Origin of the sequence: Mucilaginibacter boryungensis (assembly GCF_015221995.1) — a bacterium.
Taxonomy (GTDB): Bacteria; Bacteroidota; Bacteroidia; order Sphingobacteriales; family Sphingobacteriaceae; genus Mucilaginibacter; species Mucilaginibacter boryungensis.
Genome location: NZ_JADFFM010000001.1, coordinates 2,994,054 through 3,010,588, shown reverse-complemented (window position 1 = coordinate 3,010,588; position 16,535 = coordinate 2,994,054). Strand labels below are relative to the sequence as shown.

Annotated in this window: 19 protein-coding genes and 1 tRNA gene; 11 read left to right on the top strand and 9 right to left on the bottom strand. The window is 41.8% G+C overall.

What is annotated here, in order from left to right; genetic code table 11:
* Positions 1–37 precede the first annotated feature (37 nt).
* Both IRJ18_RS12650 and IRJ18_RS12645 read left to right on the top strand, forming a co-directional pair.
* Positions 38–355, top strand: coding sequence for a hypothetical protein (locus IRJ18_RS12650; RefSeq protein ID WP_194106558.1), 318 nt, complete (start codon positions 38–40; stop codon positions 353–355).
* 67 nt (positions 356–422) lie between these two features.
* Complete coding sequence (locus tag IRJ18_RS12645; protein WP_194106557.1) at positions 423–1,403, top strand: type I phosphomannose isomerase catalytic subunit; 981 nt, start codon at positions 423–425, stop codon at positions 1,401–1,403.
* Between the two features lie 165 nt (positions 1,404–1,568).
* On the opposite strand, the gene IRJ18_RS12640 is transcribed toward IRJ18_RS12645, so the two are convergent.
* Complete coding sequence (locus IRJ18_RS12640) at positions 1,569–2,225, bottom strand: 3-oxoacid CoA-transferase subunit B (RefSeq protein ID WP_194106556.1); 657 nt, start codon at positions 2,223–2,225, stop codon at positions 1,569–1,571.
* 839 nt (positions 2,226–3,064) lie between these two features.
* On the opposite strand from IRJ18_RS12640, the gene rpsF reads away from it, so the two are divergent.
* The 6 genes from rpsF to IRJ18_RS12610 all read left to right on the top strand — a co-directional run bounded on the left by rpsF (position 3,065) and on the right by IRJ18_RS12610 (position 6,116).
* On the top strand, positions 3,065–3,427 hold the full coding sequence (gene rpsF / locus IRJ18_RS12635) for a 30S ribosomal protein S6 (protein WP_194106555.1): 363 nt from the start codon (positions 3,065–3,067) through the stop codon (positions 3,425–3,427).
* A 3-nt stretch (positions 3,428–3,430) separates the two neighbouring features.
* Entirely contained in the window at positions 3,431–3,694 is a 264-nt protein-coding gene (rpsR, locus tag IRJ18_RS12630; RefSeq protein ID WP_173413677.1) for a 30S ribosomal protein S18, read from the top strand.
* Positions 3,695–3,712: 18 nt separating this feature from the next.
* Positions 3,713–4,156, top strand: a complete 444-nt coding sequence (gene rplI / locus IRJ18_RS12625; protein WP_194106554.1) for a 50S ribosomal protein L9 — start codon at positions 3,713–3,715, stop codon at positions 4,154–4,156.
* Between the two features lie 229 nt (positions 4,157–4,385).
* On the top strand, positions 4,386–5,075 hold the full coding sequence (gene mtgA / locus IRJ18_RS12620; protein ID WP_194106553.1) for a monofunctional biosynthetic peptidoglycan transglycosylase: 690 nt from the start codon (positions 4,386–4,388) through the stop codon (positions 5,073–5,075).
* 180 nt (positions 5,076–5,255) lie between these two features.
* Entirely contained in the window at positions 5,256–5,648 is a 393-nt protein-coding gene (locus IRJ18_RS12615; protein ID WP_194106552.1) for a group III truncated hemoglobin, read from the top strand.
* A gap of 123 nt (positions 5,649–5,771) precedes the next feature.
* Positions 5,772–6,116, top strand: coding sequence for a hypothetical protein (locus IRJ18_RS12610; protein ID WP_194106551.1), 345 nt, complete (start codon positions 5,772–5,774; stop codon positions 6,114–6,116).
* Between the two features lie 85 nt (positions 6,117–6,201).
* Here IRJ18_RS12610 and IRJ18_RS12605 read toward each other — a convergent pair whose 3' ends face one another.
* The 3 genes from IRJ18_RS12605 to IRJ18_RS12595 all read right to left on the bottom strand — a co-directional run bounded on the left by IRJ18_RS12605 (position 6,202) and on the right by IRJ18_RS12595 (position 8,435).
* Entirely contained in the window at positions 6,202–7,512 is a 1,311-nt protein-coding gene (locus tag IRJ18_RS12605) for a zinc dependent phospholipase C family protein (RefSeq protein ID WP_194106550.1), read from the bottom strand.
* Positions 7,513–7,577: 65 nt separating this feature from the next.
* Positions 7,578–7,868 carry a YciI family protein gene (locus IRJ18_RS12600; RefSeq protein ID WP_194106549.1) on the bottom strand — a complete coding sequence of 97 codons (291 nt, stop codon included), beginning with the start codon at positions 7,866–7,868 and terminating at the stop codon, positions 7,578–7,580.
* 66 nt (positions 7,869–7,934) lie between these two features.
* The gene (locus IRJ18_RS12595) at positions 7,935–8,435 is read right to left on the bottom strand and encodes an ABC transporter ATPase (protein WP_228072723.1); all 501 of its coding nucleotides are present in this window, start codon (positions 8,433–8,435) and stop codon (positions 7,935–7,937) included.
* A gap of 30 nt (positions 8,436–8,465) precedes the next feature.
* Between IRJ18_RS12595 and IRJ18_RS12590 the strand changes: the two genes are divergently transcribed.
* On the top strand, positions 8,466–8,951 hold the full coding sequence (locus tag IRJ18_RS12590; protein ID WP_194106548.1) for a hypothetical protein: 486 nt from the start codon (positions 8,466–8,468) through the stop codon (positions 8,949–8,951).
* A 212-nt stretch (positions 8,952–9,163) separates the two neighbouring features.
* The gene (locus tag IRJ18_RS12585) at positions 9,164–10,471 is read left to right on the top strand and encodes a gliding motility-associated C-terminal domain-containing protein (protein WP_194106547.1); all 1,308 of its coding nucleotides are present in this window, start codon (positions 9,164–9,166) and stop codon (positions 10,469–10,471) included.
* 1 nt (position 10,472) lies between these two features.
* Here IRJ18_RS12585 and IRJ18_RS12580 read toward each other — a convergent pair whose 3' ends face one another.
* Together IRJ18_RS12580 and IRJ18_RS12575 are read right to left on the bottom strand one after the other, a co-directional pair.
* The gene (locus IRJ18_RS12580; RefSeq protein ID WP_194106721.1) at positions 10,473–11,240 is read right to left on the bottom strand and encodes a (Fe-S)-binding protein; all 768 of its coding nucleotides are present in this window, start codon (positions 11,238–11,240) and stop codon (positions 10,473–10,475) included.
* A gap of 168 nt (positions 11,241–11,408) precedes the next feature.
* Complete coding sequence (locus tag IRJ18_RS12575; protein ID WP_194106546.1) at positions 11,409–12,707, bottom strand: (Fe-S)-binding protein; 1,299 nt, start codon at positions 12,705–12,707, stop codon at positions 11,409–11,411.
* A 243-nt stretch (positions 12,708–12,950) separates the two neighbouring features.
* Between IRJ18_RS12575 and IRJ18_RS12570 the strand changes: the two genes are divergently transcribed.
* A tRNA-Phe gene (locus IRJ18_RS12570) sits at positions 12,951–13,023 on the top strand.
* Positions 13,024–13,351: 328 nt separating this feature from the next.
* Here IRJ18_RS12570 and IRJ18_RS12565 read toward each other — a convergent pair.
* The 3 genes from IRJ18_RS12565 to IRJ18_RS12555 form a co-directional block, all read right to left on the bottom strand.
* On the bottom strand, positions 13,352–13,912 hold the full coding sequence (locus IRJ18_RS12565) for an HlyD family efflux transporter periplasmic adaptor subunit (protein ID WP_194106545.1): 561 nt from the start codon (positions 13,910–13,912) through the stop codon (positions 13,352–13,354).
* 1 nt (position 13,913) lies between these two features.
* Positions 13,914–16,097: a peptidase domain-containing ABC transporter gene (locus IRJ18_RS12560; protein ID WP_194106544.1), complete on the bottom strand. Its 2,184-nt coding sequence runs from the start codon at positions 16,095–16,097 to the stop codon at positions 13,914–13,916.
* A 150-nt stretch (positions 16,098–16,247) separates the two neighbouring features.
* Entirely contained in the window at positions 16,248–16,466 is a 219-nt protein-coding gene (locus IRJ18_RS12555) for a hypothetical protein (protein ID WP_194106543.1), read from the bottom strand.
* Between the last annotated feature and the right edge of the window lie 69 nt (positions 16,467–16,535).

Sequence of the window (16,535 nt, the reverse complement as noted above, 5' to 3'; positions counted from 1 at the left end):
CGATGAAATAACCATATTGCGCACCTTATTACCATTAATGCCGGTATTATTTACCAAGGTATTAGGCTTTGTAATAGTATTTATACTATCATTCCCGCCATTACTACTGGTTTATAAACAACTTAAAGTTAAACACCGTTTAGGTATGATGGCTGTATTATGCCTGGGGCCTATGATAATTATGATGTTATATGAATTTAAACTGCTGGCGTTGGTGATTAACCAGGGCTTCTTAGCGCAGGCGCACGTTTTAGGAGTGGCCGACTTTATATATCTGCATACAGCCTTAATGGGTGTAATTATGATTATATATAAAGACTGGTTAATTAAAAAACGCGCCTTTTTTGCCAATTAATGAAAACAGCACCAGCATCTTTACGTTTGTTATTTACTTTATAACTTAGCGCCATAAATAAACTACCATGTCAGCATTATATCCATTACAGTTTAAAACTATTTTTAAAGATAAGATTTGGGGCGGTCAGAAAATTAAGACCTACCTGCATAAAGATTTTGGCGATTTGCCCAACTGCGGCGAAACTTGGGAAATATCAGGCGTTAAAACCGATGTTTCGGTAGTAGCTAATGGTCCGCTGGCAGGGGAGTCGCTGGCAGATTTGCTGGAACAGCATAAAGATGAACTGGTAGGCAAGCATGTGTACGATCATTTTGGCAACATATTCCCTTTACTGGTAAAGTTTATTGATGCCAATGACGACCTATCCATTCAAGTGCACCCTAACGATGAACTGGCTAAAAAACGTCACAACTCATTTGGCAAAACCGAAATGTGGTATATCATCGAATCCGACCCGGGGTCGACACTCATCGCCGGGTTCAACCAGCAGTTAGACGAGCAGAAATACCTGCAGGCGCTAAACAGCGGCCACATTATGGATATTCTGAACAAGGAAAAAGCCAATGCCGATGATGTTTTCTTTTTACCGGCCGGCCGTGTACATACCATTGGTAAAGGCTTGCTACTGGCCGAAATACAGCAAACATCCGACATTACTTACCGTATCTATGATTTTGACCGTGTGGATGATAAAGGCCAGAAGCGCGAACTGCATACCGAACTGGCCTTAGCCGCTTTGGATTATAACGTTTACCCTGATTATAAAACCGAATACCAGCCGAAGAAAAACGAGGATGTACGCCTTGTTAAATGCCCTTACTTTACCACAAACGTACTGGACTATACCCACGGCGTTTCTAAAGACTACAGCAGCCTGGATTCATTCGTGATATACGTTTGCGTAGCCGGTGCCTTAACCGTAAAATGCGACGGGGGAGAAGCCCACCTAAAAATGGGCGAATGCCTGCTGATACCAAATGCTATTAACAAAATAGAATTGGTTACTGAAGGCGGATTTAAGATGCTGGAAAGTTATATTGAGTAATAGAGATTAGTTTGGAAAGGCCGCGAAAGCGGCCTTTTATTTTGAATGTCATTTCGAACGAGGAACGAGGAGAAATCTTATACGTGTAGACCGGCTTCTTATATAAAATTTCTCCCGCTGGTCGAAATGACATGATTTATAAAACCCGAAATCGAAATTCCGAAATTACAACACCATCTCCGGTATCTCACCCTCGATGATCAGTTTACCGGCGGTAGCCTGTTTTATCTCTTCTACGCTGATGCCCGGCGCGCGCTCCAGTAATTTAAACCCGCCTTCGGGTAATACGTCTAAAACGGCCAGTTCAGTCACAATTTTTTTAACGCAGTTTACGCCGGTGAGGGGCAGGGTACAGGCGGGGAGCAGTTTGCTTTCGCCGGCTTTGTTTACATGTTGCATGGCTACAATAATGTTCTCGGCGCTGGCCACCAGGTCCATGGCACCGCCCATGCCTTTCACCATTTTACCCGGAATTTTCCAGTTGGCTATATCGCCGTTCTCTGAAACTTCCATGGCGCCCAGAATGGTAAGGTTTACCTTTTTCGCGCGGATCATCCCAAAGCTCATGGCCGAATCGAAGATGGCTGAGCCCGGCAAAATAGTGATAGTTTGCTTGCCCGCGTTGATGGTATCGGGGTCCTCCTCTCCGGCAAAAGGGAAGGGGCCCATGCCCAGTAAACCGTTCTCTGATTGCAACACCACATCAATATTTTCGGGGATATAATTGGCCACCAGGGTAGGGATACCAATGCCCAGGTTAACGTAATATCCATCCTTAATTTCGCGTGCTATACGTTTGGCTATACCTTGTTTATCTAACATAAAAATTGGTTTGTAAGCGCGCCAAATGCCTGTTGACAAGACGCGATATTGGTTAAACAAAGATGCGATTTTGTTTATGCTTTCGGGCATATCAGGTACCATTTTTTATGCTGGGAATTACAATTTAAAGTGTTACTTTAATTGGAAATAGGGGGAGAGGTCTGTAAAAATTATTTTTACTATATATTAAACTTTAAGTTTATTAAAAATGTGTTAATATCTGAATATAAATAATTTATAAAAATTTCTTTATTGAAATACAGAAATCTTTTCTGTATGGGTTGTGCGCTTTTGGTTGTTTTTCAGGGTTGTGAAGGGGGTGGTTTAGGCCTATTTTTTGACGATGCCTGCGGCCCGGGCTATCCGTTACAAGTCCTCATTTCGCTGCGCTTCATTCCAGGCTTTTCACTGCTATCCCTATCGCGGACTAACCCCGACATCGTTGCACTTGTCGACCCTCTCTTCGCCTGCGGCGGAAAGAGGATGGTTCAGCGTAGCGCCGACCGGGTGAGTCCCCGCGTTAGGGATTGAAACGGATACCGGCCCTGCGCCTAAGGCCTGCAGGCGTATGAGTGGAAAGCCCGCCCGGCTACGGGAACGCCCATGTCTGAACCACGATTAGACCGATGAACATGATTACCCGGATACTCAAATCCTATTCAGATACCTCCCCTACCCGATGGGGGATTTTGAGAAAGAAATAATAAACCGTAAGAACATGCTTGATCGGAGGTCGATCCCTGTTCAAACAATTTGAAATCAACACTTTGATAAACAAAAATATCTTGCTACATTTGCGTCCCCGTTTAGAAGGGGATTTTTAAAAACAAAGTATTAAAATGCAACAGTACGAAACCGTAATCATTCTGACCCCGTTGTTATCAGAAGATGCTGCGAAAGAGGTAATTGCCAAATTCAGCAAGATCTTGACCGATAACGGAGCCGAAATTATCCAGGAGGATAATTGGGGTCTGAGAAAACTTGCGTACCCGATTCAAAAAAAATCGACCGGGTACTATCACCTTACAGAATACAAGGCTCCGGGTGAACTGATCAGTAAACTGGAAGTGGAGCTTAAGCGTGACGAACGCGTAGTACGTTTCCTTACCATTGCGTTAGATAAGCATGCAGTAGCTTACAACGAGAAAAAACGCAGCGGTGCATTTAACAAAAAACCTGCAGCTAAAACCGAGGAGGCATAACTGATGGCAAACGAACAAATTCAATACGTTACTGCTCCCAAGGTGGACGATAACCGTAAAAAATACTGCCGTTTTAAAAAGAACGGTATTAAGTATATCGATTACAAAGACGCGAACTTCCTTTTGAAATTTGTGAACGACCAGGGTAAACTTTTACCACGCCGTTTAACAGGTACTTCACTGAAGTTTCAGCGTAAAGTGGCCCAGGCGGTTAAACGCTCTCGCCATATTGGTTTATTACCGTACGTTACGGACTCACTAAAATAATCTGAGGAGGTTTAAACAATGGAAGTTATTTTAAAACAGGATATCAAAAACCTTGGTGAGAAAGACGATATCGTAAACGTAAAACCAGGTTACGGCCGCAACTATCTTATCCCACAGGGATTTGCCCAGTTAGCAACCGAATCAGCACGTAAAGTATTAGCTGAGAATATTAAACAAGCACAGTTTAAGCAAGAGAAGATCCGTAAGGATGCCGATGCTATTGCTGCTAAATTAGAAGGCGTGAAACTTACTATCGGCGCTAAAGCCGGTGAAAGCGGTAAGATCTTCGGTGCTATCAATACCATTCAGGTGGCTGATGCGTTGAAGAAACAAGGCTTTGAAGTCGACCGTCGCCGCATCACTTTTGAAACAGACCCTAAATTTGTTGGTGAATATGTTGCCAACCTTAACCTGCACAAAGAGGTTAAAGTTCAGGTGCCGTTTGAAGTGGTAGCTGAGTAAGTTAAATGCGAAAGGCGGAATGCCGATTGCAAAATAATAAAAAAAGCGTCCCGAATTTTCGGGACGCTTTTTTTATGTGCTTACGTCATGCCGAACTTGTTTCGGCATCCCACTTGCAAATTACTTTACGAGAACCTTATGATGAGATGCCGAAACAAGTTCGGCATGACGCCTTAAAATTTCGCAATTGACATTTCGCACTTCGCAATCAAAAAACTATTTTCACAGCATGAACGGTATTTGGAAACTTATATGGCGCATTGTTAAACTTGCTTTTATCCTTTTTGTGGGAATAAGCTTGTTAATGGTTTTGCTATACCGTTTTGTTAGTCCGCCGGTTACGTGGCTGATGATTACCCGCGGCTTCGAGCGTAAGGCCGATGGCAAAGAATGGAAAATAGATAAGCACTGGGTTGATTTTGATTCCATTGCCGAGCCGATGAAGCGCGCTGCTGTTGCAGCCGAAGATCAGAAGTTTTTGGCACATTATGGGTTCGATTTTGCCGCAATGGAAAAAGCTATTGATAAGAATGCCCATAGCCACAAATTGATAGGGGGTAGTACCATATCGCAGCAGACTGCCAAGAACGTTTTCCTGTGGCCGGGACGCTCTTATGTCCGTAAAGCCTTTGAAGCCTGGTTTACGATGCTGATAGAAGTGTTTTGGAGCAAGAAACGCATTATGGAGGTATACCTGAACGAGATTGAAATGGGTGATGGCATATACGGCATAGAAGCGGCTGCTCAAAATTATTACCACAAACACGCTTCGCAGCTCAGTAAGCGCGAATCAGCAGCTATAGCATCCATATTTCCTAATCCGCTGCATTGGTCGCCCACCAATCCCGATTACCGTGTGCGGCATCACCAATATCTTATTTTGAAAAATATGCGCCGGTTAGGGCCTATGGATTTTTAAATCTGCAATGTCATTGCGAGAAGCGTAGCAACGCGGTAATCTCATAGATTGATTTACACACCATGAGATGGCCACGCTAGCGCTCGTAATGACAAAAATAAGGTAGTGATATTTTGACCCGCCAATTACCATAAACCTCGCTTAAAACGCTTAATTTTGTCCTTAAATTAAAGAATAGCTATGGAAGGGCAGCAGGAGATATTAAATCTGGATGATGTGAAGCAACTGGTTGATGGTTTTTACACCAAAGTGCGCGGAGATGAATTGCTTGGCCCGGTATTCAACGCCCGGATTGAAGACCGCTGGCCGCAACACCTGGAAAAGATGTACAGCTTTTGGCAAACTACCCTGCTGGGCGAGCATACCTACAGCGGCCGCCCTTTCCCACCGCATGCTACTTTGCCTGTGGGGCACCAGCATTTTGTACGCTGGATAAGCCTGTTCACCGAAACTGTTGACGAACTATTTACCGGCCCCAAAGCCGAAGAAGCCAAGTGGCGCGCAAGCAAAATAGCCGAAATGTTTGAACTAAAAGTAGCCCACTTCCAAAATAATAGTGGTGCTATTTTATAAGATAACTGCCGTTAAACATTGTGTTGTTTGTATTTGGTTAATTAGGAAACGTTACATACTTTTATAAAAGTAACTGCTTATCAGAGTTATACCGCCCAACAGTAATCATTTAATTATTCCACAATGAAAAATTTTCAAACCTTATTATTGGGTATGGGCATGTTGGGTATGGTCTCATGCTCGTCGCAAACTAAACTATTAAATTCGTACATCGGTGCATCAAAGCAACAGGTAGTAGCAAAATTTGGAAAGCCAACCGAAATAACATCTGATGGCGATAAAGGCGAAATACTTTGGTACGATCATGTTACAGCAATCCCTGGATCAACGGGGTCTCTTTTTACTACAGGCAACAGCCAATTACAAGTTACCCAGGGTTTAGCAACCAATGTATATAAAAACGCAACAGCTATTTATATAAATGCCGAAGGCAAAGTTTACCATTGGAGTAAGGGCAATAACAATTGAATAGTTTTGTAAATGTATAAGTGAATTGGCTTATTAAAGTCAATTTTAGGCATTGCTGTATCCAGCAGCCATTTATTATGCTGAGTTATTTGTTTTCTGCTGACCGTCTGTTAATAGCGGGACCGGGTTTAAACTGAGTTCCATTTTTGAGGTTTAAAGCTTTTAGGGCATCAAGCGCTTCATAAATTTTTTTACCGTTGCCGGATGGGGCCTGCGCTAATTTTACACTATCAATATTGTTATAATAAGTTAAGATATTTTGCTGTAAGGGATACGTTAGGTGAGCAAACTTATCATCCTGAAGCTTAAGCAGTAACTGGTCATAAGTCATGTCAGCTAAGCTATATTCGGCCATCGCGGTAGGTTTACCGGTATCAAAGTCGATGTTTTTGAAAACCACAGTTTGCGGATCGGCTTGTAACGCCCTGGTGTAATAAGCAAGGGTAGTATCCATGCTCTTTAAAAAGAGTTTTTCACAAGCAATTCCGGGATATCTGAATTTAAACTTTTTTAACGGGCCAATTTTCGGCAAAACTTTAATCACAAATGCTACTGCCCGGGCTTTAAAGTCAGGGCGTTTATAATCGCTGCCAAACTCTTTATTAAACATGCGGCGGGGCATCCGGTATCTATAATTTTTGCGTGTTGCCTTGGGGTTTATCTTCAGGATGGTATCGCGCTCGGTTTTCCAGGCATTATTGATCATGGCCGGAAAAAGATCGCGCACACCCCACCTGAATGTAGCTACACTTGACTGGAAATTGGGCAGTACCGATTTAAGCTCCTGTCCATATACTATCACAAACGCCCGTTCAACCACGGGTTGCGACATGTTGAACCCAATAAAATCGTGATATGCGGTTGTAGCATAATTGCTTCGGGCTGTTTGTATCACATCATATGCAAATTCCATCCGGGTGTGTGATATATGGTCGTCGGCATAGGTGACTACATCGCCGAATTTTGCCCTTAGTTTGCGATTAAAAATTGGCACCGATTTGTTGGTGGCTAATGAGTGGCCATACTTATCGGCCATATAATGGGACAGGACACCTAATGAGAAGGCATAGTCATTTAAATTTTGAGATTCGGCAATAAGCGTAGAAACAAATTCGCCGCTGCGCACATAGTGCAGTAGATTGGTAAAAAGGGGATCGCCGAATGGCATATAACCCATGTCGGGCAGCATGCAACCGCCATAAGCGTAGGAGTGGGCCTTTTTAAGATCTTCTTCAGTTGACCCGGGGTATTTTTTTAATAATAAAGGTTTTATTTGTTTATCCCACTCGGCATCAATAATAGCCTCGTGCGCTAAAATAGAGAAGCCGCTGGCGGGAGATACCAAAAACAGCAGCAGGAAAACTGCTATAAGTTTATATTTATTAGAGATAGACAATGTAATTGAAGTTTGGTTAATAATATGGATTAACCAACTGTGCTTGATATTGTTTGCCGGTCAACCTACCGCTCAAGAAACGTTTTTAGGTCAGGGTGATATTGCGAGGTCAAAAATTCGATAACTGTAAATTCAGCCAGCTCATATTTATAGAAAGGGTCCTCGCAGATGATCTTATTCATGGTTGCTGCGTCATCGGCCAGTGCCAGAATGATGCCGCCCGTTCTCGGTACTTTACGTCCCGATGCTACAAAAATGTTTTTTCGATAATACTTGCGCAGGTATTTCACATGGTCGGCCATGTGGACGTCCAACTCGTCGAGTGGTACAATGTAATTCAGGTCGATAATAAACATACAAACAGGGTATTTATAACATAACCGTTTGTAAGGTATGGGGTTTTAGAATTCGTTAAGCTTTGCTTAGTTGTTTACCAAATCTCCAAACAGCTGGATATGCCAGCTATCTTTAAACGGTACTTCCCATTTGGTGTTTAATTCGGTTAAGTTTTGAACCATGTTATTAAACACAATTGTTTGTTTGTTAATGGCATTTTGCTTGATCTTCTCCTCAAAAGCATGGCGCGGGGCTGAAACCACGGCGTCACCCTCGCGATAAGCCAGGTTAAACCTGTCGAACAGATTAACGCCAAATTCTTTTTCTAAATGCTGCATAAAATGTACTGACTTATCAATGGAACAACCGCTGGCGCCTGCCTGGCTTTCATCTACTATCAGTACCAGGAAACGGTTATACCGTACCTCGGCTTTTGCTTTTAGCTGGTGGTTATGTGCTGTCCAGCCTGTAGCAAAGCTGTCCAGTTGCTGTTGTATCTGCTCAGTTTCGGCAGCCGATAGCTCCCTGTCGGCCTGGTAAACCCATACCCTTGAATTTTCAGAAAATTGCATGGGCAAATTTATCATTTTATTAACTTAGTACCGATAAGTGTTGTCATGGTAAACTCAATTCTGCAAAAACCTTTTAGATTATTACCCGTATTTGTGTGCTGCATGCTGCTGGCTGGCTTTAAAACCGCACCTGATGCGCAGCAAATAATAAATTGGAGCAACCTGACCCTAAGCCATATTTACGATCCATCTGCAGAAATAAAACTGAAAAAGTGGGAGCTAACGATAACTGAAGACTATTTTTTACGCCTGCGTAAAACTTTCCAAAACGGCAAGCAAGAATATTTTTCATGTCAGTTACGGCGCTTTAACGATCTGGATTATTCCGGAACCACCGCAGCCGGGATAATTAAAATAAATACCCGTGCCGACGATGTAATTGTACAAACCTATAACGACCGTAAAGGGGATATCGACTCTATGGCGACTTCGTTTAATATCCCGGTTAAAAACATCCAGCCCGAACAATTAGATAGTTTGCGCACTGCTTTAATGTACTTCAGGAACGCGCCAATGGCTACTATACGTTAGTACAAGGATATGCCTTATTAAGCGATGCAATCAATATCTACTAAATTAACCAAATAATCAATCATACTACCCGTATTTAATTAATAAGATAAATATGCTGTAAATTAGGTATCAGTCCGATATAATTATGGCAACCTGTAATGCATAGGCAAAAAAGTTTTCTATTTTTTTTGTTGGCGCTGTTGGCCGGAAACGTATTTGTACAAAAAAGTTTGGCACAAATACAACCATTGCCTTTATTGGATACCTGTAATCATCAATTTGAATATACAATCATTGGGATTTTGCCAATTGCGGCAACCATTGGCGTCGAGGATACAACGATAGCCTCTATAAGCGGGAAATTGCTTATCATCCATAAACGCGGAAAAACTTTTGTAACCATCAAATTTCCCGGAGACCGTTATGAAACCGTTTACGAAAATGGTCAATATCTGCCTCCCATACATACCATTATAGAAATAACGCGTAAATACGAACTGACCATCGGGCCGCCACCACAGCCTGCTATCGCTATTGCAGGTAGCGCTAACAGCGATTGCGAGGGCGATCTGTATATGTTTACATCGCAGGTTACCGGAAAAGTAAAAGGCATGACCGCCTACCAGTGGAAAGTTAATGGCGTAAACAGCGGCAACGATAGTTTGATGAATATCAGGACGCTTAAGGCGAAAGATATAGTTACCTGTACAGTAACTAATGCCGGGAGTTGTGAAACCTACGCAGATACCGATACTTTGATAGTTCCCGATTTAAAGCCGTCTATAACACCGGCCCTAACCATAGTTGCCAGCGAAACCCCTGTGTGTACAAATAAACCGGTAAGCTTTACAGCAACACTGGGTAACCAAACCGGGGCGTTAACCTATCAATGGCGTGTTAACAATAGTATTACCGGTACAAATAGCCCAGTTTTTACAAGCAGCATATTGCGGGATGGGGATGAGATAACCTGCACGGCAGGCAATATAGGCCACTGTGTGTTGCCGGTTACAAGTGAGCCATATATTGTAAAAACAGCCACGCCCCCCACCGTTAAGTTTGATAAGAACATCGTTATAAATCATGGCGGCAGCACACAATTAATTCCAACTACAACAGGCAATATAGCTGCTTACAAGTGGGGGCCAGCTACTGGTTTAAGCAGCACCACCGAAGCTAACCCAATTGCAAGTCCTGCTACTACAACTACCTATAGCCTGGTGGTTACCAATACTGATGGGTGCGAAGCGCAGGCATCAATAACAGTTGCAGTAGGCGTAAGCATCCCAACCGTGTTTACCCCAAATGGAGATGGCATAAACGATACCTGGAATATCCCGGCCCTGGTTAGCTACCCAAATTGCAATGTGAGTGTATACAACCGTTTTGGCAGCCTGGTGTTCCAATCTAAAGGATATGATAAAGCTTGGGATAGTACCTATAATGGTAAAATGTTACCCCAGGGCACCTATTATTACGTGATTAATACCAATAACAGTAGTACCCCCTTAACCGGAAATGTAACTATTATCAGATAGCTTACAATCCGTTTGCCCTTGCTGTTATTTCGGCAATATCCAATACTTGTATCTCACCTTCTTTTTCACTGTTCTTAACACCATCGCTTAACATGGTCATACAAAAAGGGCAGGCCGCAGCTACTACTTTTGCCTGCGATTGCAGGATATCCTCCATCCGTTCTATATTGATATCCTTTTTGCCGGGCTCGGGTTCTTTGAACATCTGCCCGCCGCCCGCGCCACAGCATAGCCCATTGCTTTTGCAGCGTTTCATTTCAACCAGATCGGCATCCAATATCTCTAACGACCGGCGCGGGGCTTCGTACACATCATTACCGCGGCCAAGATAACAGGGATCGTGATAGGTAATACGTCGGCCTTTAAAGCTTTCACCCCCCTCGGCCTTTAGTTTGCCTTCGTCAATTAATTGCTGTATCAATTGCGAGTGGTGGATCACTTCGTAGTTTCCGCCCAGGCCAGGGTATTCATTTTTAATGGTATTAAAGCAATGCGGGCAGCCGGTTACAATCTTCTTTACATCATAGCCGTTCAGCACCTCAATATTCATCATGGCCTGCATCTGGAACAAAAACTCGTTACCGGTACGTTTGGCCGGGTCGCCGGTGCAGCTTTCTTCGGTACCCAATACGGCATAACTCATGCCCACATACTGCAGTATTTTGCAGATATCGCGCGTTATTTTTTGCGCGCGTTCATCAAAACTACCGGCGCAGCCCACCCAAAATAAAATATCGGGTGTTTTGCCTTGGGCTACCATTTCGGCCATGGTAGGGACTACTAATATTTCGGATTTCGAATTTTCGATTTCGGAATTAGAATCGATATCGGATTTCGGAATTTCGTTCTCGGAATTAGTATTTATTTCAGGGTTTATATTTTCCATTTGATGTTTTCATTAATCATTTGCACATACGCACATTTGCATATCTGCACATTATTTTTCCGCCCAATTAAACCTATCGGCCTGGCTGTATTTCCATGGAGCGCCATTGTTTTCTACGTTGCCAAACATGTTGTTTAAACTGGCAGGCGCCTGTGATTCTTCCATCACTACATAGCGGCGCATCTCGGTAATGATCTCCAGCGGGTTAATGTTTACCGGACAAGCCTCTACGCAGGCATTGCAACTGGTGCAGGCCCAAAGCTCTTCGCGGGTAATGTAATTGTCTAATAATACGTTTTCATCAACATAATCTTTACCGTGCTTGTTAATATTATTGCCAATTTCAGTAATCCGGTCGCGTGTATCCATCATGATTTTGCGCGGCGATAGTAATTTGCCCGTAATATTAGCAGGGCAAACTGAAGTACAGCGCCCGCATTCGGTACAGGTGTAAGCTTCCATCAGGTTTTTCCAGGTCAGGTCGGTAGCATCCTTTGCACCAAAACGAGCGACTTCGGCTGTAGTTTCTGGAACGAAGGAAGGATCAAGCATTGCTTTCACTTCGTTAGTCACCGACGCCATATTGGTAAATTTACCTTTAGGGTTAAGGTTTGAATAATAAGTATTGGGGAAAGCCAGTAGAATATGAAAATGCTTTGAATAGGGCAGGTAGTTTAAAAACGCCAGTATCCCGATGATATGGAACCACCAGCAGCCGCGTTCAATGCCTGCTAATACCCGTGCGTTTTCAGGCAAGAGCGGGGCAATCAGCGAACTAACGGGGAAACTGCCGGCAGTAATATAATGGCCAAAATGCTGTAATTGTAATTTATAATCGGCGGCATTCATAGTCAGGAAGGCCGTCATTAACAAGATCTCAATACAAAGAATATAGTTAGCGTCGGATTTTGGCCATTCCTTCATTTCTACGCCGCTAAAGCGTTTCAGGTGCAGAATATTGCGACGGCACAGAAAAACCACGCACGCGGTTAATACCAGAATGGCTAATATCTCGAAACCGCCAATTAATAAGCCGTACAGGCTGCCCAGGGGTTTGCTGAAGATACGGTGCGACCCGAAGATACCATCGATCATGATCTCCAGCACTTCAAGGTTGATAATGATAAAACCAACGTAGATAAAAAAGTGCATAATTGCAGCGACAGGCCGTTTTACCATTTTAGTTTGACCTAAAGCTATTTTGGCCATGATTTTCCAGCGTAGGGCAGGGTTGTCGCTGCGATCGGTATCTTTACCCAATAAAATGTTCCGGCGTATTTTACCCGCGTTCTTACTAAAAAGATAAATGGCAAAGCCCAGAATGATGATGAATATAATTTGTCCTACCATTATGCATGCATAGTATTTAAAGCTAAAGTAGAAAATTAGTTTTTATTATGAGGGTAAAATAATAAAGATGTTAGGATGATAAAGGATAATTTAAAATGGTTAAAAATAATTTGAAGAAATTTACCGGGGTATCTTGCACGTTTTTAAATAATTACAGGAAAGATGAAGGAATAAGTAATAATTATCTTTAAAAAAGTTTTAAAAAACAAAAAAACAAACTACATTTGCAATCCCAAAACGGGCGGTACCATAGCTCAGATGGTAGAGCAAAGGACTGAAAATCCTTGTGTCACTGGTTCGATCCCAGTTGGTACCACAGCAAAGCTTCTTAGAGAAATCTAAGGAGCTTTTTTATGCTCTAAATTAATCGTTTACCTCTCTATGCTTTTGTTGATAATTCGGGTTAATTAAATTTGACTTCAGTTGGTTTTTCGAAACATTTCATTACTTACTGTGTCGTTCTTAAAGTATTTAATGTCTGTTTGGCGCACTATTGGCGCATAAATTCTTCTGACTTTTACTATATCTCCTCTACGTTTGTTTTATAAGGTGTATTAATAGTAGTTATAAGAGTGTTATTTGCTGTGGGGACAACGCTAACCTTTTATAACATAAACAGGTAAACGTGTCTGAAATAAATCCCATTATATCTTAACTAAATTGCGATATATACGTTGTAAAAGAGTTACATCATTGGTTATGATTTCAGCCTTTCCAGTCATCCAACTTTGTAATTTAAATGGGGGTTTCAAGGTTGTAGTATCTAATTTTAACTGAACTGTAAATAATCCTCGCCTATCGGGTTCCTCGCTAATAGAAATAATTGAGCCACTTAGCCGCCCATAGTAGTCATTAGGAAAGGCTGTTAAATGTACAATCGCTTTTTGGCCTATTTTTATTGCTGAAAAGTGTTCCTGGGTAACTTGTACTAATGCTATTGGCTGATGAGGCGAAATTGTATTCGACGACATACGTAACGGGAGTTTTAATGTATCAGGATAACGAATAGTAGCCGCAATTGATAGAACGAGTAAAAGTATAGCGGCAACTAACACTATCCCCCACCTAACGATCCATAAAGGCTCCTTGGAAATAATCTCATGTATTTCCTCTGTGTGTTTCCTATTAACTTCAGGTTGCCGCGCAGAGACGCTTATACCATCGCCGGCAGCATCAGTTAAATTGTATCTCTCTTCTTTTTGCATATCACATTCCCAATTCCAATTGATTTTTTACCAGATTATAGTATTCTCCCTTTTGATTGGTTAATTCATGATGCGAACCCTGTTCTATGATCCGTCCTTTGTCCAGTACTATAATATTATCTGCATTGCTTACCGTACTTAACCTGTGCGCTACTACAACAACTGTCCTGCCATTAAAAAAGCCTTTCAAGTTATCCATAATAATGCGTTCATTGTTGGCATCGAGCGCATTGGTTGCTTCGTCAAAAAATAGATAATCGGGATTTTTATACACAGCGCGGGCAATTAGCAAGCGTTGTTTCTGGCCCTGACTAATGCCCTTTCCAGTTGAGCCAATTTTGGTATTTAATCCAAAAGGTAGTTCAGCAATAAAATCGCCAATATTGGCAATGTTTATCGCTTGCTGCAGCTTAAGCGGATCGGGGAACTCGTCGCTAACTGCTATGTTTTTTTCTATCGTGTCCGAAAAGATAAATCCATCCTGCATTACCGTTCCGCAGGCGCTGCGCCATGTTTTAAAACTTAGTTGATTTAGTTGAATATTGCCAATAGTTATTTCTCCTTTTTCAGCTTCGTCAAAACGTAGTAATAATTTAAGTATAGTAGTTTTTCCGCTACCACTCATACCTACGATTGCAGTTGTTTTTCCTTGCGGAATAGTAAGGTTAATATCCTCCAGTACGGGGTCGTTACCGACTCCCGGATAGCGGTAAAAAAGATTTTTAATCGTAATAGATTTGTTGACAGGCAACTCATGCAGCCAATATTTATCCGCCGGTTCTTCATCATCAAGTTGGTGGATTTCGTTAAGGCGTTCCAGACTGATTTTGGCGTCCTGATATGATTGTACAAAACCCAACATTTGCTCGATAGGGCTGCTTACTTGCCCAACTATATATTGTATAGCCATCATTCCACCAAGGGTTATCTGACCATCTATAACAGCTTTGACACTTAAAAAAGTGATTAAAATATTTTTAGCCTGATTAATAAACATCGAACCACCTTGCTGAACCTGGGTAAGCGATAAGGTTTGCACCTTATATTTAAACAATTTTACCTGTATGTGTTCCCAGCCCCATCGTTTTTGTTGTTCGCAATTGTTCAATTTAATTTCCTGCATGCCGTTTACCAATTCTATAATGTTACTTTGGTTACTTGCTGCATTATTAAACTGCTTATGATTCAATTGGCGACGGCGTTTCAAAAATATCATTATCCACCCCGCATATAACATAGTAGATATAAGCGATACCACAAAGATTATTGAATTGTAATAAAACAATACCACGGTAAATACCAAGAGGTTGATAACCGAAAACAATGTATTGAGTGTAGTACCTGTAAGAAAATTTTCGATAGTGCGCTGATCAGTCATCCGCTGCATAATGTCTCCGGTAGTTTTTGTTTCAAAAAAACTCAGGGGCAACTTCATCAGCTTAATCAGAAAATCCGTAAGGATAGACAAATTAATACGGGTGCTGATATGCAGCAATATCCATGAACGGATAAAGTTTACACTGGTGCTCCCTATAAATAACATTACCTGTGCTATTAGTATAAGGTCCACGAAATTAATATTGCCAGTGTTTATCCCCACATCGACAATAGCTTGAGTAAGAAAAGGAGTAATAAGAGACAACAGCGTACCGGTACCCACGCCTAAGGCTAATTGTACAAACAGTTTTTTATAGGTGTAAAAATACCTCAAAATCGTTAGCCAGGATACATTAGTTTGCTGTTCACTGTCATCATTGCGCGTATAAAATAATGGACTGGCACTGATAAGTAAGGCTATGCCGGTTTCGGTGTCCTTATGACTAAACCATTTCTTTATAAAATCAGTTTCTGGAATCACCATCAAACCGTGACCGGGATCGGCTACGTAATATTTTTCTTTTTTAATTTTGTGTAATACCACAAAATGGTTTTGGCCCCAATGCAATATGCATGGAAGCTCGACTTGGCTAAGCTGTCCTAATGTCAATTTTACGCCATTAGTTCTGAAGCCAATTTTTTCAGCCGCTTCGCTAATAGCTAGTAGATTAACACCGCCACGGTTTATAAAACATAGCGATCGCAGTTTTTGAATGGCAATATTACGCCCAAAATGTTTGCAAATCATACGCAAACATGTTGGCCCACAGTCCATTTGGTCTAGTTGCTTATAAAAAGGAAATTTCAAGTTCGATATAATTTACAAGTCGAAATAGATGTACTAAAGCTGTTTGAAACGTTGCGCTTACAATAAATTTTAACTATGGCCAAATTGTGGCCAGCACTTAAGGCAACCATCAGAATAACTTCTAATGGTTGCCTAAAACATCACTGGGTTTTAATCAGCTGGTGGGTTGTCTAAAAAGCAAGACGAAGTTAGAATAAATATAGTGGGGTTATTATCAGGGACACATCCACAATTTAAACCCGGAACATTGGCACAATGCGCTAATTCACCAGCGACAGCAGAACAATCCCTGCCTACATCACAGGCATGATCACTGCCACCACCGATTTTTTTCATCTCAGCTTTGCTGAGTTTGTTAAATTTTTCCATTACGTAATATTAAAGTTAATCTTACCGTAACCACGCCCCGGTAATTTAGGCTAAATGTATTAAGTATGC